Origin of the sequence: Dakarella massiliensis, assembly GCF_001182045.1 — a bacterium.
GTDB classification, from domain to species: Bacteria; Pseudomonadota; Gammaproteobacteria; order Burkholderiales; family Burkholderiaceae_F; genus Mesosutterella; species Mesosutterella massiliensis.
In genome coordinates, this window is the sequence record NZ_CVTY01000007.1 from 181,423 (window position 1) to 198,243 (window position 16,821).

Annotated in this window: 16 protein-coding genes; 8 read left to right on the forward strand and 8 right to left on the reverse strand. The window is 53.2% G+C overall.

Annotated features, from left to right (window positions below):
* Positions 1 to 21: 21 nt before the first annotated feature.
* Entirely contained in the window at positions 22 to 387 is a 366-nt protein-coding gene (locus tag BN1936_RS07190) for a hypothetical protein (protein ID WP_022443976.1), read from the reverse strand.
* Positions 388 to 614: 227 nt separating this feature from the next.
* Between BN1936_RS07190 and BN1936_RS07195 the strand changes: the two genes are divergently transcribed.
* Both BN1936_RS07195 and BN1936_RS07200 read left to right on the forward strand, forming a co-directional pair.
* Positions 615 to 1,241 carry a LysE family translocator gene (locus BN1936_RS07195; RefSeq protein WP_022443977.1) on the forward strand — a complete coding sequence of 209 codons (627 nt, stop codon included), beginning with the start codon at positions 615 to 617 and terminating at the stop codon, positions 1,239 to 1,241.
* 23 nt (positions 1,242 to 1,264) lie between these two features.
* The gene (locus BN1936_RS07200; RefSeq protein WP_022443978.1) at positions 1,265 to 1,888 is read left to right on the forward strand and encodes a histidine phosphatase family protein; all 624 of its coding nucleotides are present in this window, start codon (positions 1,265 to 1,267) and stop codon (positions 1,886 to 1,888) included.
* A gap of 49 nt (positions 1,889 to 1,937) precedes the next feature.
* Here the strand turns inward: BN1936_RS07200 and BN1936_RS07205 are convergent, their stop codons facing one another.
* From BN1936_RS07205 to BN1936_RS07225, 5 genes are all read right to left on the reverse strand, one after another.
* Positions 1,938 to 3,356: an FAD-dependent oxidoreductase gene (locus tag BN1936_RS07205; protein ID WP_049687040.1), complete on the reverse strand. Its 1,419-nt coding sequence runs from the start codon at positions 3,354 to 3,356 to the stop codon at positions 1,938 to 1,940.
* Positions 3,353 to 5,149, reverse strand: coding sequence for a sensor histidine kinase (locus BN1936_RS07210; RefSeq protein ID WP_022443085.1), 1,797 nt, complete (start codon positions 5,147 to 5,149; stop codon positions 3,353 to 3,355). Before BN1936_RS07210 ends, BN1936_RS07205 begins: the two co-directional genes overlap by 4 nt.
* Positions 5,150 to 5,241: 92 nt before the next feature.
* Positions 5,242 to 5,886, reverse strand: a complete 645-nt coding sequence (locus BN1936_RS07215; protein ID WP_022443084.1) for a hypothetical protein — start codon at positions 5,884 to 5,886, stop codon at positions 5,242 to 5,244.
* Between the two features lie 92 nt (positions 5,887 to 5,978).
* Positions 5,979 to 6,518: a hypothetical protein gene (locus tag BN1936_RS07220; RefSeq protein WP_022443083.1), complete on the reverse strand. Its 540-nt coding sequence runs from the start codon at positions 6,516 to 6,518 to the stop codon at positions 5,979 to 5,981.
* A gap of 63 nt (positions 6,519 to 6,581) precedes the next feature.
* Positions 6,582 to 7,148: a GNAT family N-acetyltransferase gene (locus BN1936_RS07225; protein WP_022443082.1), complete on the reverse strand. Its 567-nt coding sequence runs from the start codon at positions 7,146 to 7,148 to the stop codon at positions 6,582 to 6,584.
* A gap of 146 nt (positions 7,149 to 7,294) precedes the next feature.
* Between BN1936_RS07225 and BN1936_RS07230 the strand changes: the two genes are divergently transcribed.
* From BN1936_RS07230 to BN1936_RS11750, 6 genes are all read left to right on the forward strand, one after another.
* Positions 7,295 to 7,651 carry a hypothetical protein gene (locus tag BN1936_RS07230; protein ID WP_022443081.1) on the forward strand — a complete coding sequence of 119 codons (357 nt, stop codon included), beginning with the start codon at positions 7,295 to 7,297 and terminating at the stop codon, positions 7,649 to 7,651.
* 65 nt (positions 7,652 to 7,716) lie between these two features.
* Positions 7,717 to 9,492 carry a sensor histidine kinase gene (locus BN1936_RS07235; protein ID WP_187367759.1) on the forward strand — a complete coding sequence of 592 codons (1,776 nt, stop codon included), beginning with the start codon at positions 7,717 to 7,719 and terminating at the stop codon, positions 9,490 to 9,492.
* Positions 9,489 to 10,166: a response regulator transcription factor gene (locus tag BN1936_RS07240; protein ID WP_022443079.1), complete on the forward strand. Its 678-nt coding sequence runs from the start codon at positions 9,489 to 9,491 to the stop codon at positions 10,164 to 10,166. The genes BN1936_RS07235 and BN1936_RS07240 overlap by 4 nt, the downstream gene beginning before the upstream one ends.
* Positions 10,167 to 10,174: 8 nt before the next feature.
* A complete protein-coding gene (locus tag BN1936_RS07245; protein WP_049687043.1) occupies positions 10,175 to 11,611 on the forward strand; it encodes an FAD-dependent oxidoreductase in 1,437 nt (478 codons plus the stop codon).
* Between the two features lie 150 nt (positions 11,612 to 11,761).
* Complete coding sequence (locus BN1936_RS07250) at positions 11,762 to 13,471, forward strand: FAD-dependent oxidoreductase (RefSeq protein ID WP_232422084.1); 1,710 nt, start codon at positions 11,762 to 11,764, stop codon at positions 13,469 to 13,471.
* Between the two features lie 173 nt (positions 13,472 to 13,644).
* On the forward strand, positions 13,645 to 13,971 hold the full coding sequence (locus tag BN1936_RS11750) for a cytochrome c3 family protein (protein WP_267900989.1): 327 nt from the start codon (positions 13,645 to 13,647) through the stop codon (positions 13,969 to 13,971).
* A 154-nt stretch (positions 13,972 to 14,125) separates the two neighbouring features.
* Here the strand turns inward: BN1936_RS11750 and BN1936_RS07260 are convergent, their stop codons facing one another.
* Together BN1936_RS07260 and BN1936_RS07265 are read right to left on the reverse strand one after the other, a co-directional pair.
* The gene (locus tag BN1936_RS07260; RefSeq protein WP_049687045.1) at positions 14,126 to 15,154 is read right to left on the reverse strand and encodes a DUF362 domain-containing protein; all 1,029 of its coding nucleotides are present in this window, start codon (positions 15,152 to 15,154) and stop codon (positions 14,126 to 14,128) included.
* Between the two features lie 310 nt (positions 15,155 to 15,464).
* On the reverse strand, positions 15,465 to 16,820 hold the full coding sequence (locus BN1936_RS07265; RefSeq protein ID WP_022443075.1) for an AAA domain-containing protein: 1,356 nt from the start codon (positions 16,818 to 16,820) through the stop codon (positions 15,465 to 15,467).
* Position 16,821 lies beyond the last annotated feature (1 nt).

A 16,821-nucleotide genomic window follows, 5' to 3' on the forward strand; every position in this document is an offset into this window, starting at 1 on the left:
CCTTGCGTGTTCCGGCGCGGGTCAGTGATTGGGGTTCGGATCCCCAGGACCGTCCTGCCTGTCAGGTCCTTTTTGACCCTGAGGCGCGTTTCGGTTACCCGGCTGCGGGCCGGCCGGTGCCTTGGGCGCGCTGCCCGGAGTGCCGTTATTCGGACGATTGGCGGGACTGCCCGGCTGATTGCCGTAATGGTTTCCGGGATTATTCGGGCCGTTCACGGAACGGTTATTGGGATTTCCAGGATTTCCAGGATTCCCGCGGTATCCGGGACCTTCAGGACGAGACTTTGGACCAGGTCCGGGACCAAAATCATCAGGCGGAATGACGCAGCCTGAGAGGAGCACGGCAGGAATCCCGGCCGCGAGCGTGAGCAGAGTTCTTCTTTTCATACGCACCTCATCAAGCGATTCAGAAGGTATCGCTGTAAGGCTATTGTAGAATCAGTTCTCCGTTATGGCTCACGCGGCATCTGGCATCCTTCTTTGGGGGTACCGCGCGCCTCCCCTCGTTGCCGGAGTCACAAAAGACACCGCGGTTCCCGCTTTCACAAGGCGAAAAGAAGCGTTTAGACTCGAGCCACACACTGATTCACTGTCTCGTATTCCCTGTTCATCTGATGCATTTCGAAACCTGGCTCTCATTCTTTGCCCTCTGCTGGGGCATGAGCTTATCTCCCGGTCCCGCGCAGCTCGCGTCGCTCTCCGCGTCTCTGAACTTCGGCTGGAAGAAATGCATTCCGCAGAGCTTTGGACTCGCGGCCGGTGTTCTCGTTCTTATCATGATTGTCGGGGTCGGAATCGGCGCTGTGCTTGCCGCGTCTCCGAAACTCTTCTTCATGATCCGGTTCCTTGGCTGCGCGTATCTTGCCTGGATCGGTATTTCTCTTCTCCGGTCTGAAGGCCGGGCAGTCATTATCCGTGAGGGACAGCAGAACGCGGAATCCGGTGCCTGGCATCTCTTCCGTCAGGGGTTCCTCGTGAATCTCACGAATCCGAAGGGACTCGTTTTCTTTATTTCGCTCCTGACCCCGTTTATCAATACGGACGCACCTATCCTGCTTCAGTACTTTGAAATGGGGCTCACCTGCGGCTTTACGGACTTCTGCGTGATGACCGGTGTATCGCTTGCGGCGGCCTCTCTCGCGACCCGCATGCGGAGCGCCCGGAATAACCGAATACTGAACCGGGTTTTCGGAACGGTCTTCGTCCTCATCGGATGCGGACTCTTTTTCTTCAATCTCTAAATTTAGGCTAAGGCTTCAAAATCATGAAAATTTATCTCGTGCGCCATGGCGAAACGGACTGGAATAATGAAAAGCGCCTGCAGGGCTGGGCGGATATTTCGCTGAACGCGAAAGGCGTGAAGGAAGCTGAAGAGGTTGCGGAGAAGCTGAAGGACGTTCACTTTGATGACGCCTTCTGCTCGGATCTGGAGCGCGCGGAGGTGACAGCCGAAACGATCCTGAAGGGCCGCGATATGGAGGTTCAGATGGATCCCCGGCTCCGTGAGCTTGGATTCGGTCCGCATGAAGGAACGCTTTATAACAATGCGAGAACGGATGAGTCACAGCCGCTTCACGAGCTTTTCGTTCATCCGGACAAGTACGTGCCGGAGTTTGGCGGTGAGCCGCTTAACTATCTTTCGGCTCGCGCCGAGGCGTTCCAGCTTTCCACGCTCGATATGATCCAGGCACAGAACCCGGACGCGACGATCCTCGTGGTATCGCACGGGATCTTTATCCGCGACATGCTGACCCGGGTCGGCGGTTTCTCTTACGACGATTTCTGGAAGCTCCCCGTGGGGAACTGCTCCATCGCAGTGCTTTCCTACGACGGGAAGCAACTGAAGATCGAGGAAATGGGTGAAAAAGTGACCGAGTGGCTTGTCTGATCCCAATAGACACCCCTACCCAGCGCCGACTCGTTAAAAGAGCCGGCGTTTATTTTTTGAGCGCCCGCCGCGCGGCTTCCCGCCCTGCGATCCGCCCGAAAACGAGGCAGTCTGTGAAGGCCATTCCGCCCTCACGCTCCTTCCCTTCAATGCCGCCTGTGGTTTCACCCGCGGCGAAGAGCCCGGGGATCGGCTGCCCGGCATTATTCAGCGCTTCCGCTTTTGTATTGATCCGGATCCCGCCGTTCGTGTAGTGAGGATCCTGATACTCCACGCCGAAGTAGTACGGGGGCACCTTGATTTCCTGCGTGAAGATCGTCTTCCCGAAATCATCGTCGTGCCCCTTCCGGACAAAACTGTTGTAGCGCGAGATCGTTTTCTTCAGCACCTCAGGATCAATGTCCATGATGCGTGCCATTTCGTCGATATTCGCGGCTTTCCTCACCTGCCCGGTCATCAGCTTATGAGTCACCGTGGTGCCTTTGACTGACTGGGAGTCCGTGATCACCCACATCGTGCCGCCCGGCTGATGCGAGAGCGCCTCGGTGAGTTTTGGATGGCTCACACCCTCATCCACGAAGCGTTCGCCCTTCGAATTCACGAAAATATCGCCGCCCACGTATTCGAGCAGCCGGCCGCCCCGAAATGGAATGAATTCGATATAGGGCATTTCAGCGAGAGTCGCGCCGACCGCGGTTCCAAGCTGAATACCGTCACCCGTGGCCCCGTCGAAATGCCGGCCGCCAGGGTTCGCGGATGAGTGCGTTCCGGGATTTTTTAGATGGCTGTAACGCCGGATCATGTCGGGGTTCGCGGAAAAACCGCCGGTCGCAAGAACAACGGAGGCCGCGTAAAACCGCTCGACCCCCTTCGGCCCGCTCGCGGAAACACCGGTTACCGCGCCTCCGGACCGCAGGAGCTGCACCACGCGGGTATTCAGGCGCACCTCCACCCGAAGCGCCCTCGCCCGGCGGTTCAGCGCCCGGATATATTCGTAGCCGCCCCGGGTCGGGTGCGACGTGAGCCCGCGGGGAAAGTTTGAGGGGTACGGGACGAACACCCAGTCCCGGAAATGAACGCCCATGCCGCGAAGCCAGTCAATCGCGGGGCCTGAGTCGCGCGCCATGACGCGGATAAGGCTGAGATCCCCATCCCGGTCACCCCACTCCCAGATCTGTTTCGCCATCTGTTCCGGGGAATCCTTGATATTGAAGACCTTCTGAAGCCTCGGATACACCGCGCTCACGGTCCCATCCGCGTAAATCGCGTGCCCTCCGATCATCGGCCCTTTTTCAAGCACCAGAACGCGTTTCGCGCCGCTCTCCGCCGCGGACACAGCGGCCGCAAGCCCGGCGATGCCGGCTCCGACAACAATGACATCAAAGCGCTCGGATGAAGCCGCTTCCACCTGGATCACCGGAAGGAGCGCGGCAAGGCTGATCAGCGTGCGGCGGGTCAGTTTCTTCATGAGGCGTCTCCTTTGGGTTCAGTCTTTACATCTGAAGCGCGGGGCTTTGGCTCCACCATATCGATCCGCATTTCCGCAGTGAGCCCTGTGTCGTCATTCCGTCTGAAGCTGAGGCTCGCTCCATGGCGATCCGCGATGTCCCGCACAATGGCGAGCCCAAGCCCCAGTCCCTCAGGCTTCACGCTTTCCTCTATTTCAGTGAGTTTCTCAAGCACAGCGTCTGTCACCACGGGGCCGTTATCCCGGACCTGGAACACGGCCTTGCCGCCATCCCGCGTGAGTGTCACGCGGATCAGGGGATCGGGGACATCCTTCACGGCGTCTCCGGCGTTCCGGATGAGGTTAAGCGTAAGGAGTTCAAGTTCTAGCTCGTGGCCCATCACGTGAATCCCGGGTTCGATTGAATCTGAAACCGCAACCGGAGTCAGCGCGTTCCGGGTAAAGGTCCGGATCGCTTTATGCGAAACGTCTGAAAGATCGAGTTCCGTGAGGGGGCCCTCTTCATGCTTCGCGTAAGCGCGGACCCGGTCCACGATCGCGTTCGCGCGGGTGGCTTCTGTTTTGATGGACTTCACGGCGAATCCTGTCTGCTCCGGGGTTGAGCGCCCCATCTTCGCGAGCTGCGCGAGACCGTTTGCGTAGTTGAGAATGGAGGCAAGCGGCTGCTTCAGTTCGTGCGCGATCATGGAGGAGAGCTGAGAAATAACGCCTGAGCGCTCAAGCCGCGAGAGCCGCTCACGGCTCCGTTTCGCTTCATCTTCCGCTGCTTCCTTTTCTTTCAGTGCGGTAGAGAGTTCGGAAGTCCGTTTCTTTACGAGGTAGTGAAGACGCAGCTCATACGCGATCAGCAGAAGGAAGAGCGCGATGATCGGAATGATGATTTCTTGATTCCGCTTCCAGATCCCGTAAGGCGTCATGTCGTTCAGATAGGCGTAGGGCCCGATCATGAGCGCTTTATAGAGGTGGTCCACTGCGAGGTAGTCAGACGCGACGCTCCAGTCCCAGCTGCGGTTCCCCGGGGGCATCGTGAGGAGCGCGACCGTAACGTCACGCACGAGGTCCGGCTTCGCGCCGGCGACTGAGGCGAAAACCGCGTCCGGATACAGGTCCGTGCTCCGGCGGCAGGTGTAGGCGCTCGGGTGCGGATCCGCTTTTTCATTAATGACGCGGAGCGCGCCCTTCTCGATCCAGCCGTCGTTCTCCAGTGTTTCCAGCGCGCAGGTCGTGAGGATCCCGATATCTGAAGTCCCCGCGAGGACATCGGTCACCACGTCCGGCAGCTGATAGATCACAAAGTCCTGCTTCCCGAAGAAGTCCCGCCAGTTGAATCCCGACTTCGCGATCTCTCCCATCGCGACCTGCCAGCCGCTGAAATCGTTTTTCTGACTCGCGACGACGGATTTCCCTTTGAGGTCAGCAAGCGTCTTCAGATCCTTGCGGTCGCTTCTCACCACAAACACCGCGCCGACACTCCGTGCCGGGTCCGCGACACCCGCCTGGCGGCGGGTCGCGATGTGCCGCGCGCCGACCGTCCGTTCAAGCGTGCTGTAAACACCGGCTGATGACACAAAGAAATCGACGCCGCTCGACTTCACGGCATCCTCCGGGTTGGAAGCCGCGATCACATCAAGCTCAAACCGGTAGCGCGGGAGCTTTGCCTGGATCACGGCAAGCGTCGGATCCACCGTTTCGTTCACGAAACTCGTGCCGAACGTATCAAAGACACCGATCTTCACGACAGGCCGGCTGTCCGGAATCGGGAGATTCGGAAGCCCCGCGGCTCCCGCGGGCATCAGAAAAGCCGGGGCCAAAAGAAGACCCAGAAAAGCGATTCTGCATCTTCTTAAGCGGTTCCCCGGCTTCATGATTATTCAGTCCCTATCGGTTACTTTTTGGCGTGGAAATTCCTAGCGCTGTGCGCGTCGTCATACGCCGACATGATGAAGTGAAGCTCAACACTTTCCATCAGGCTTCCGAACATCCGGGAGATAAAGCCCGGACGTTCATTCACTTCCTCTGGCTTGATCGGTTCGCCCTTCTTCATAGCGGCGAGCACGAGGTAGACCGGAAGCGACACAGAGCGTGTCGCGCCGTCAGGCCAGGTGAGTTCAAGCGACGTTGAGTTGATTTTCCACTTATCGCTCACGCCGAGCAAACGGAATTTGATCAGAAGTTCAGCGTCACTGTAGCCAAGTGCCTTTTCAGCCTTGATACGGAAGGGGTCATTTGGCTTTCGCTTGTCGGAAAGCGTCTTCAGAGCGTTCGTTCTGAAGTCATCAATCGACTTCGTGGCGCAGGTGTAGTGAACCCAGCGGTGTCCCTGAGGGTCCTTATAGGCATCCCAGTTCGTGTCCTTGCAGTCCGGATAAAAGTCGATAACCCGGCCAACGGTGAAGAAAGAGTGATTTTCTTCAATCACCGTATCCTTCACGGCCCGGATGTCCGGGTTGAGGGACGAGCAGCCGGCAAGCGTCAGAGCGGCAAGCGCCGCGATCACCGAGGTCCGGAAGGAGAGGAGTTTGCGTTCCATGAGAAAAAATGAAGAGCGGAAAAAGAGAGATTCTGAATCTTTTCTTCCGCTCTGGCAGACGTGAATTTGTGACGCCTTGAAACAGGCGACGATCAGGCGTCGAGTGAATTCCAGAAATCTTCTGTAAATTCAGTGAGCTCCTCTCGGGTCACTTTGCCGCCCAGCACGTAGTAGTCGTACTCAACGCCGAAGTCCTTGCCGGAAATTCCGGATTCGGTGAACCCAGCGTTTTTAAAGAAGTCGAGCCGCTTCTGGCGGGCTTTCTTCTTATCCTCAGAAATCGTGCGGGCCACGTCGAGGACAATACGGTTTCCCTTATGGGCATCAAGAAGCAGGCTGAAAATCACGGTTTCCGCGTCTTTCGGGCAATCCTTGAAAGTGATGTACGGAATGTAAGTGATGTCGCCCTTCGTATAGGCGTAGGAAAGTCCGAGGATTTTGCGTGAATCGGTCAGATACGCGGTCAGAGAGGATTTACCCTCTTCGGGCTGAGCCATGAGCGAGCGGAAAGGTGCCCGCTGGGCCGACGTAAAGGACTCTTTATAAAGCGCCTTTACCTTCTTCCAGTCTTCCAACGATTTATCAACCGAAACAGCCGAAATCTTCAGCGGCTTCTCTTCTTTTGCAGCCATAAAACTTGTGTCCTCGAAAATAGGGTACTTAGCATAACAGAATTGAAATATTTCTGAATATGCTTAGGCCTGTGCGAGTGATTCCCAGAACCCTTTGATGATGTCCATCTGTGTTCCAGGCGGAACGGGACGGCGGCGTGTGAGGAGCTCAAAATCGACGCCGCAGTCGATTGCGTGAATGCCGGTATCTATCCAGCCGTTTCTCGCGTAAAAACGAAGACGGCGGGTCCGGGCGGCATACTCAGGCGTTGCCGCGATCGGCCGCTCAACACCGAGACACCAGAGTGTCTCGGTATTTTCCGCGGTCACGCGGCGGAGAATCTCGGTCCCCAGTCCCTTGCCCCGGAGAGCCCCGCTGATCGCAAGGTACGCGAGATACGTCCGGTCCGCGTCTCCGGGAACCTTCGTGGTGTAGGTAAACCCGGCAAACTGCTGATCCAGGAACCAGAGGTCAAGCCAGGAACGAGCGGGATCGCCCGCCGCGAAGCGAAGAAGCTGCTCAATCGGGAACTGCTCACCGGGCGGGAACGCCTCCTGCATGCAGAGGTTTGCTGCCACGATGTCTGATTCTGTCAGCGGGTACGCCGCGATTCCTGAACGTTTGTTCTTCAGTCCCTTTAAATCCGCCATCCTTTCCTCAATGAAACTCTGGCAATAACTTTTTCATTTTAACGGATCGGTACAGCCCGCCCTTTTCCGACGGTTTGTCGTCCGGCCGCCGCCGTGCTAAAACTCACAGAACCCGATTATGGAGATGGGCAGGAGAGGAAAATCTCATGAGCGCAAGAAAAGACCGTGAGAACTGGGAACGGTTCCGTGATGACTGGGAAAATAACCGGATCGTCGTACATGTGGATCCGTTTAAAGCGATGGATGCCTGGAAAAACGGCGTGACAAATACGCTCGCGCCTATGGTCTGGTTTTTCGGACTCCTTTGTATTCCGGCCTCTTTGATCCTCGCCTTCTTCTTTTTCTGGTGGGTGATTCCGATTGGGCTGATCGCTTTTCTCGCCTGCCACTTTATATCCCAGCATCTGCATGCGAAGGCTATGACCCGCGCCATGCTGGAGGATGAGGCTTTCTTCCTTCAGTCTGATCGGAACGGCTGGGTGAAGATCGTAAGGGTGCTCTAGCGATGGTCGGATTCAGGAACAAGGGATTCAAACTTCTTCCCCTGCTCCTGGCAGGCTGCATTCTGATGGCTTCGCAGGGTGCGATTGCCGCTCGTACAGCGGCAATGGGATCAAAACCTGTGATCACTATTGCTCTGGTTGATACCTTTTCGCCTGATTTCTACCTTCACACTTATGTTCCCACGGTCGACTATCTTCGGACTCATCTCCCGCAGTACGAATTCAAAATCAAGGAAATAGATTATCGAGACGTGGATAACGGAATTAAGAACGTTCATCCTGATTTTCTTTTTTCTTCAGCTTCTACTTTTGGCGAACTTGGTGCTTTTGAGGGGGCTCATCAGGTAGCAACCAAAAAAAACACACAGGAAAAAGACGCTGCGCATTCGCTTTCTTCTCTATTCATTGTTCCAGCGGCTAGCCCTATTCATGATTTTGCGGAGATGCGTGGCCGGACGGTGGCAATTACTGACTCTCAAAGCTTCGATGGATGGCAGATAGCGAAGGGAGAAATTTCAAAACATGGCCAGGACCCGGATCGATTTTTTTCAGAGGTTTACGAAACGCATTATGGAATTCCTGACGTAGCTACTTTGGTGTCCCAGGGATTTGCAGATGTCGGCGTTCTTTCCACCTGCGAGTTTGAATCCATGGAAGCTCAGGGGCAGATCAAAAGGCAGGATTTCCGTTTAATTGGAGTCAGAAAAGGGATTTCGGGATGCCTGAGGAGTACCGACCAATACCCGGACGTGGTGATTTCCTCAATGCCATGGGTTTCCTCAGATGTGATGCGCGATATGACAATCGCCATCCTTTCCATGCCTAGAAATGGGAGAAATTTCGACTGGGTGGTGGAAAGTGACTTTCAGCCAACAATGGATTTGCTGAAAAGCCTGAAAATCGGTCCCTACCGTTACTTAAGGGATATGAGCCCTCAGGGAATCTGGAAGCGGTACAAAGCAGAAATTCTTCTGACAGTCGCATTGCTACTGGCTGTAATTTTCCACATAGTGACACTTAATATTCTGGTACGCCGCCGCACAGCGGAATTGACTCAGGCGCTGGAAACAACAAGGCGTCTTTACAACGAGAGACGCCAGTCACATCAAAAGATTCTCAACCTCGAAAGAAACAGCATCGTGTCTCAGCTGTCTTCCATGTTTGCCCACGAAATCAAGCAGCCGATCATGAATATTTCCCTTTACGCGGCTTCTCTGAAGATGTATCTGAAACGAGCGGGAATACTGAAAGAGAAACCCGCTGAACTATTGGAGGCTCTTGAATCTGAAGTCGAAAGATCGTCAGCGATTGTGGAGCACGTCAGGTCCTATGCGAAGAGTAGACCAACAGAGAGAAAAGACACTGCGCTTGAAAAACTGATTGAAGACGCTCTGAAAACGTTTCCGGAACTGCCCCCATGTGTTCGTGTAGATGCATCCGGTCACTATCCAGTGCACGCGGATCCTTTTGAGATTCAATTCATTATTGCTAACTTTATTAAAAACTCTTTGAGTGCCATTGAAGGAAAAAAAGATGGCGCAATCCTGGTTCGAATTTCAGATTTAGGAGAGTCCTGGAAAGTTTCGGTTTCTGATAATGGTCCGGGAATTTCGGATGAAACTCTTGTACGGCTTAGGAAAGGAGAGGCTGGACAAAGTTCGAAAACTGATGGACTTGGGTTTGGACTGGCAATTGCATCGATGCTGGCTGAAAGAAACGGCGGCCATCTTGAATACAACCAGCTCCGGGCTGGAGGGTTGGAGGCATCGCTTATTATTGGGAAAAATACAAATAGAATCAATCAAGATACAAAGCCGGTAAGTGGAGATCATCAAGCATGAGCAATTCCGAGAACAATCACCCTCACGAAACGCTGGGAATAAACACGCTAAAGCGCGACTCAGTCATTCGGCTCGTTGATGATGACCCTTCAGTTCTGCGGGCACTGACTACATTCCTGGAAATGGATGACTGGCAGGTTAGATGCTTCAAATCTGGGATAGATTTTTTGCATTCCCCGGGTAAAGAGACAGGTTGTGTGATCCTAGACGTCAGAATGCCGGGACTGTCAGGATTGGAAGTTCAGGATTTAATGAAGAAAAAAAACATTCCGTTGCCTGTTATCTTCCTTTCTGCCCACGGTGATATTGAGCTGGCTGTAGATGCCGTACGAAAAGGAGCAAAAACTTTTCTCGAGAAACCTCCGAAACCCGATAAATTGCTGTCTTCTATAGAAGAGGCTGTTCAAGCACATGTTGAATTACTCCGGGCCGTAGCCGACCTCGTCACGCTAGAACAAACGTGGAATACTCTTACGGCAGCGGAACAACAGGTCGCTGGACTTGTTGCAAAGGGCCTGACTAACAGTGTTATAGCTTCTGTTCTGGGCGTCAGCGAAAACACAATTCGAGCCCATCGATCGATGGTTAATCAGAAACTGGATACTGAAAACGCTGTGGAGGTTTCTGATTTCATTCACGAGATGGAAAAACTCCAACAAATCAGTGAAACCTGACCACCGCAATGAAAAGACGATCTGTGGTTTTGTTAGCAGGAGTTGGACTTTCTGCAGCCATAGGCAGTTTTTATTGGCTAAAGGATAAAAACTCCTTAGTAAGACAAAACGGTTATAAAGGTTCTGCTCTGCCTGATGCTTGGGATTCCTCCGCTGATGTAATTGTCGTCGGAGGAGGTGCCGCTGGGCTTTCCGCTGCACTTTCTGCCGCTGAATCTGGTGCCAGCGTGATTCTTGTTGAACAGAATGACGCGTTGGGGGGCGATACTCTTATTTCAGGTGGATACTTCAACGCGGTGGATCCTTCGCGGCAGGCCCCTATGGGTATAAAAGACAGTGTCCAACTCTTCAAAAAGCAAATTATTGAGTCTGGAGGAGGAAAGAATTCCCCTCAGGTTGCAGAAGTTTTTGCTAGTGAAGCTAGTGTCTCCCTTGCGTGGTTGGAGAGACATGGAATGCGTTTTCTCCCCGATATTTTCAATGTCTTTGGCAGTCCATCACCCAGAGCGCATAAGCCAGTCCTTCCCCGGGGAGAGGGGTATATCAGAACCCTTTCTTCAGCCTGTTTGAAGAGAAAGGTTGATATCCAATTGAGATCCCGGGCAACCGGTCTTTTCAGAAATGATCAGGGGCGAATCATTGGTATAGAAATTATTCAAAAGGAAGGATTGAAGTCATTACGGGCCTCTAAAGGAGTGATTCTTGCTTCGGGGGGATATGGCGCGAATAAGGAAATGCTGGAGAGATTTGCGCCGCGGTTTGCCACACTGCCTTGTGACAGCCAAAGTGGCGCGACAGGAGAAATGATCCATGCTGCGGCAGAAATAGGTGCCCCATTGCAAAACATGGACCTTGTTGAATGCACACCCGGCAGTCTGCCAGGAAGTGATTTGATGGTGAGACTTGATATCCGACCAAACCGAATGATCATGGTTGATCTTGAAGGGAAACGTTTTGTAGATGAGAGCGGCTATCGAAGCAAAATAGCAGAAGCAATTCTTTCATTACCCGAACAGCATTGTTGGTCGATTTCAGATTCGGATACAGTGTCCAGTTTTGACGTTACTATTCAGAAAAACCTTTATAGAAATCTGTTTGCCGGCCATATTTTCAGAGCAGACACTCTTGAGAAATTGGCACAACAAATTCAAGTTCCTCCTGCTTCTCTGAGGAGTTCAGTGCTCTCGGTTTCTCAGAGTAGGCATATCAACCCCCCCCCCTTCTGGGCTGCTCCCGTTTACCTCCGAATTCATACAACCCTTGGCGGACTTGTTATAAATGGCAAGGCCGAGTGTGTTGATTCCAATGGAGTGCCGATCCCCGGGCTCTGGGCCGCTGGTGAGACGGTTGGCAATGTTCAAGGAGCTAACCGCCTCGGTGGAAACGGGATTAATAATGCTGTAACTTTTGGAAGGCTAGCTGGTGCAGGAGTGGCAAAGATGTAATTTTGTGACCACAAAAATTCTTTTTTGTCAACATGCAAAGCGCTGATGAAGTTTCAAATCACCTTTCTAAAATCTAATTCAATAGATCTAATTCTATTGATCTATTTTTTGTTTCAGACAATTTAGTCTGCACTCAGAGGAGAGATGATTATGGAAACTTCACGCCGTTCATTCCTGAAAGGTGCTGTGGGCACCGCTGCTGTCGCTGCTGCAGCAACACTTTCTATCCCGGCAGAGGCGGCAAAGGCGCCTAAGAAGTGGGATGTCACAACAGATGTCGTCGTTATTGGCTTCGGTGGCGCTGGTGCTACCACCGCTATTTCAGCCGCGCAGAATGGCGCAAATGTTGTTGTTCTTGAAAAGAATCCCGAAAATCATCACATCAGTAATACCCGCATGTCAGGCGGCATCTTCCACTGCCCGGACAAAGACGGTGACAAGGCTGCCCTGAAAGCTTATGCAAAAGCCATGTTCTCTGGTGAGAACATTCCGTGGAAAGAAGAAGGTGAAATTCCTGAATACTCAGATCCTCTTGCCCAGCTGTGGGCCGATCTGACTCCGACTAATCTGGACTTCCTGAAGAGTCTGGATCCGACCTTTATTGGCGGCACCCAGCCCGGGTTCAATAAGGCATCCTTTGGCAACTTCCCGGGAGCAAAGGAATGCAAGTACAACGCATACAGGTCTACTTACCTGAAGCGTATGAAGACCTTCAATGACGTTTCCTATGGTCTTCCGAAGGATCAGACGAGCTCTGGTGAAGCGTTCTGGCTCTGCCTTGCAACCGGCGTTAAGAAACAGGGAAATAAGATTCGGGTTCTTTGGGAAACACCTGCATTCCAGTTGGTGAAGGATGCCAAGGGAAATGTGATTGGTGCTCTCGGCAAACATAACGGCAAGACAGTTGCTGTCCGCGCCCGTAAAGCTGTTGTGATCTGTTCAGGTGGATACGAGTATAGCAAGCCGATGCGTCAGGCCTTCCTCGAAGGCCCGGGTGTGACGGGCTGGGCTTTCTACGGCACAACTTCTAACACCGGTGACGGTATCGCCATGGGTATGGCTGCCGGCGCAGGTCTCGAAAAAGTCGGTAAATCGGCGGCACGAATCATTGTCCCGACGCTTGATAAATGCAACGGTATGAGGATCGGTTCTATTACCCCGTCTGTTGGTTCTCCTCATTCCATTGTGGTCGATAACTTTGGCAAGCGCTATGAAGCTGAAACGAAGGTAACGGATAATCCGAGCCGTTATTTCTTCTACAAGGCTACTGTCCAGTTCGACATCAATACGCTCTCTTATCCGAGAACGCCGTCCTGGATGATTTTTGATGACCAACTCTTTAAGTCCAAGCCGTTGGTTGGCCTTGGCATTTCGACGGTTGGCTATGGCCTGACCAAGTGGAGCAAGGACAATACCTCCGCACTGAACTCCGGCCTGATTGTTAAAGCCGATTCGATTAAGGAATTGGGCGAAAAGATCAAGCACATCGAGGAAAACAAGATGCGCATGGTTCCTGACAATCTGGTCCAGACGGTCGAGCAATTCAATAAGTTCTGTGACGAGAAGAAGGACGAGGCCTTTGGCCGCCGTGCAGTTACCTTGGGTCGTATTGACAAGGGACCGTTCTATGCCATGCCGCTGGTTGCTGGCGGTCCGAACACCAAGGGTGGACTGCTGTTTGATGGCCGTCATCGTGTCCTGACCTGGGAGGGTAAGCCCATTCCGCGTCTCTACACGGTTGGTGAGATCTCCTCCGTTCTGAAGTTTGTGTATCAGGGCGGTGGCAACCTGACCGAATGTCTGGTTTACGGTCGCAGCGTTGGCAAAGAAGTCGCTGGACTTCCAAACCTTAAGGCCTGATAAGTCTTCCACGCTGTATCTCAGAAAATAATAAAAAGCCGATTCGAGGGAATCTTCGGATCGGCCTGAATTTAAGGAGAACAAGTCTCATGCGCCAAACACTTGTCAAAAAGCATCTATTGAGAATTGCTGCTCTCGCTTGTATTACCGGTTTCCTTTCTCTTTCCGGAACTATGGCTTTTGCTGCTGATTCAACTCCCGCTGGGCATACTCTCACGGACCGGCACGTAGCCAGAGGCATGAAATGTACAGCCTGTCACGTGGATGCAAAGGGAGGCGCTTTGAAAGCGGCGAATACCGACTACGGCGTCTGTGCTACCTGCCACGGGGACTACAACGCCATGATCAAAAAGACTGACGCCAAATACAAAAACAGCGGACAGCCAAACCCTCATGCACAGCATGATGGTGCCCTCCCCTGCACAGAATGCCATAAAGGACATAAGGCCAGCGTTAATTATTGCGCCCAATGTCACAGCTTCGTATACAAGGTTCCGTAATCTATTCCCAGAATCAGCCTGTCTAACGCAGATGGGCAACGCTCTCTCCTCACACCTGTGCTCCAGGATGGTTCTGGGTTCCCTCAAAAACCCACGAAAAAAATACCAGCATGTTTCATGCTGGTATTTTCATACTGATTGATTCCAGATTTACTTAAATCTCAATCAGCTGATACGTCTTCGCACCCATATGGAGCGCCTTCATGGCGTCAAGCTGATGGAGGCCATGGCGGGATTCCATACGTTCGACGAGATCATGATTCTGCTTCTTTGAAAGCGAATAAACAAGGCCCACAGAAGCCTGATCGATTGCAAGCAGATCGGTAGAGGCAAGGATCCCGATATCCGGAATGGTCGGAGGCGCGGCACGGACACCGGCGCAGTCGCAGTCAACTGACATGCGGCGCATCACGTTTAGGAACGTAATGTGGCGGCCGAAGTGATCACAGACCGCTTTGCCGGAATCCGCGAGCAGTTCCATAAAGTGGTCCTTCGCGGGCCAGGCGTTCCAGTCCGCGGGCGGCGTACCGGCAACGCCATGCACCTGACGCTTGCCGACCTGACCTGACGCGCAGCCAATAGCGATATTCTTCAGCGAACCGCCGAAGCCGCCCATGGCGTGCCCCTTGAAGTGAGTGAGCACAATGAGGGAGTTGTAATTCGGAAGGTGAGCGCCCATCGTCACCTTCTTCAGGTGCTTTCCGTTCACCGGGAAATCAACGCCGCCATCCGCGTCCATGATGTCGACCGGACAGAAGGTCCAGCCATTTACCTTCAGTGTTTCGAGGTGATCCTTCGTCGTGTAGCGGTCACCTTCATAAAGGGTGTTCGTTTCCACAATCGCGCTGTTCGGCACCTGAGCCTGGAAGGCTTTCACCATATCGCGCGGCAGGATATTCGGGCCGTGGCGTTCGCCCGTATGGAGCTTGATGCCCACACGGCCGGTGATGTCGTGATTCACCAGGTGATAGAGCTTGATCAGATGCTCAGCATCGATCTTTCTCGTGAAAAAAACCTTGGCCGTATGTTTGTCAGCCTGAGCGGCAGAAACCCGCTTGATGCCAACAACCGGAGCCTGTTCGAGAGACTTTGTGGCAGCTTCCACAGGATCCAGCGAACTGATAGCGGCGCCAATTGAGAGCGCCCCGACGCTCTTCAGCAGCGTCCGTTTGGTAATCGTCATTTTCAGCTTCTCCTGAACTGAATTGAACTTACGACTTTAGTTTAGGTACCAATACTACTTCCGGTTATCGAAAAATTATCATGAACTTGTCTGAAAATCTCAGAGAGAGACCTAAATTTGTAACTGAACCTAAGCGGATTCTTATTCCCGGAACTAAGAAAAAGCTTGAAGTTAATATATCTAACTGTCTGATTAATATTCTTATATATAAAAAGATCCGGGGAGGAATATCCCCGGATCTTTTGTTTCAGACAATTTGCCTTAAGTAAGCGGAAGAACCTAATTCTCCTTTCTGAAGATCGGCCATACCTCAGGCCGCGGCATTCTCCGTGTCGATTTTCTGATTGGTGGCAGAGTTCGCTGAATCCCAGACACTCAGGGGATCGTAGGATGCGCCGTTTCGGATCGCCTTTGTGGCCGCCTCAAGGAGCCGCCGTTCTTCCTCTGCCCGGTTCCGGAACCAGTCCGTTGACCAGACGCGGTGGAATTTCCACCCCATCCGCTCAAGGATCTGCTGACGGAGGCGATCGCGGTCTCGGGCATTCTTCGAGGAGTGGTACGTCGCGCCGTCACACTCAATCGCGAGCACGTAGTCCGAGCTGTCCGGCATCCGAAGCCCAAGGTCAATCCGGAATCCGGAGCACCCGACCTGTGAGTCCACCGAGAAGCCGTTGGATCGCAGGAACTCACAGACCTCCATTTCGAAGTCAGAGTCGAACTGGTCGTCAGAGGGAACGCTGATCGAACGCTCCAGCGCTTTGTCGCCATTCTCCGCGTAGTCGAGATATTCGCGAAGCAGCCTCACGCCTTCAGAATTCGTCCGCTTCAGATCGATATCCGTGTAGTGCATCGAGGAAACGAGCTGGACATTCGATTTCGCGCGGGTCACCGCGACGTTCAGACGGCGCTCTCCCCCTGCCCGGTTAAGCGGACCGAAGTTGAGAAGGAGCCGCCCCTTGGCGTCCTTGCCGTAAGCGACACTGAAGATGATTGTGTCGCGTTCATCACCCTGAACCGTTTCGAGATTCTTGATGAAGAAAGGTTCATTTTCCGTATCCCGGAAGAAGGGCTCCATTTCGGGCCGCGTCTGACGGCGCGCGGTAAGCAGATCGTCAATCAGTTCCTGCTGCGCGACGCTGAACGCCACCACACCAAGACTCCGGTCCGGGAACTTCTCGAAGTTCTTATAAATCAGGTCGACAATAAACTCCGCTTCCTCGCGGTTGGTGTGAGACCTGCGGTCAAAGAGACTGTCGCAGTGGTAGTAATCAACACCGATCCACTTGGCATCAGTCTTGGTTGACGGGAACGTAATCAGCTGATTATCGTAGAAATTCTTGTTTGAGAATGCGATCAGCTGTTCGTAGCGGCTGCGATAGTGCCAGAGGAGGCGCAGCTGCCGCATGGAGGTCGAGCAGAGATCGAGAATCGAGTCAAAGTTCGTGACGTCTTCAGTCTCCTCATCCATGTCATCGTCATCAATCGAGGCGTTGAAGAAGTTGCTCGGCGGCATCTGCTTCGAGTCACCGACCACGATCAGCTGCTTCGCGCGGTAGATCGCGCCGACAGCGTCCTGCGGGAAGATCTGCGACGCTTCGTCAAAGATCACCACATCGAAATGCACGGATCCCTTCGTGAGATAAGTGCTCACGCTGAGAGGCGACATG

Excerpts from the sequence above, each read along its gene's own strand:
- BN1936_RS07190 (WP_022443976.1), bottom strand. The coding sequence starts at position 387 with ATGAAAAGAAGAACTCTGCTCACGCTCGCGGCCGGGATTCCTGCCGTG.
- BN1936_RS07195 (WP_022443977.1), top strand. The coding sequence starts at position 615 with ATGCATTTCGAAACCTGGCTCTCATTCTTTGCCCTCTGCTGGGGCATG.
- BN1936_RS07200 (WP_022443978.1), top strand. The coding sequence starts at position 1,265 with ATGAAAATTTATCTCGTGCGCCATGGCGAAACGGACTGGAATAATGAA.
- BN1936_RS07205 (WP_049687040.1), bottom strand. The coding sequence starts at position 3,356 with ATGAAGAAACTGACCCGCCGCACGCTGATCAGCCTTGCCGCGCTCCTT.
- BN1936_RS07210 (WP_022443085.1), bottom strand. The coding sequence starts at position 5,149 with ATGCCCGCGGGAGCCGCGGGGCTTCCGAATCTCCCGATTCCGGACAGC.
- BN1936_RS07215 (WP_022443084.1), bottom strand. The coding sequence starts at position 5,886 with ATGGAACGCAAACTCCTCTCCTTCCGGACCTCGGTGATCGCGGCGCTT.
- BN1936_RS07220 (WP_022443083.1), bottom strand. The coding sequence starts at position 6,518 with ATGGCTGCAAAAGAAGAGAAGCCGCTGAAGATTTCGGCTGTTTCGGTT.
- BN1936_RS07225 (WP_022443082.1), bottom strand. The coding sequence starts at position 7,148 with ATGGCGGATTTAAAGGGACTGAAGAACAAACGTTCAGGAATCGCGGCG.
- BN1936_RS07230 (WP_022443081.1), top strand. The coding sequence starts at position 7,295 with ATGAGCGCAAGAAAAGACCGTGAGAACTGGGAACGGTTCCGTGATGAC.
- BN1936_RS07235 (WP_187367759.1), top strand. The coding sequence starts at position 7,717 with ATGGCTTCGCAGGGTGCGATTGCCGCTCGTACAGCGGCAATGGGATCA.
- BN1936_RS07240 (WP_022443079.1), top strand. The coding sequence starts at position 9,489 with ATGAGCAATTCCGAGAACAATCACCCTCACGAAACGCTGGGAATAAAC.
- BN1936_RS07245 (WP_049687043.1), top strand. The coding sequence starts at position 10,175 with ATGAAAAGACGATCTGTGGTTTTGTTAGCAGGAGTTGGACTTTCTGCA.
- BN1936_RS07250 (WP_232422084.1), top strand. The coding sequence starts at position 11,762 with ATGGAAACTTCACGCCGTTCATTCCTGAAAGGTGCTGTGGGCACCGCT.
- BN1936_RS11750 (WP_267900989.1), top strand. The coding sequence starts at position 13,645 with ATGGCTTTTGCTGCTGATTCAACTCCCGCTGGGCATACTCTCACGGAC.
- BN1936_RS07260 (WP_049687045.1), bottom strand. The coding sequence starts at position 15,154 with ATGACGATTACCAAACGGACGCTGCTGAAGAGCGTCGGGGCGCTCTCA.
- BN1936_RS07265 (WP_022443075.1), bottom strand. The coding sequence starts at position 16,820 with ATGTCGCCTCTCAGCGTGAGCACTTATCTCACGAAGGGATCCGTGCAT.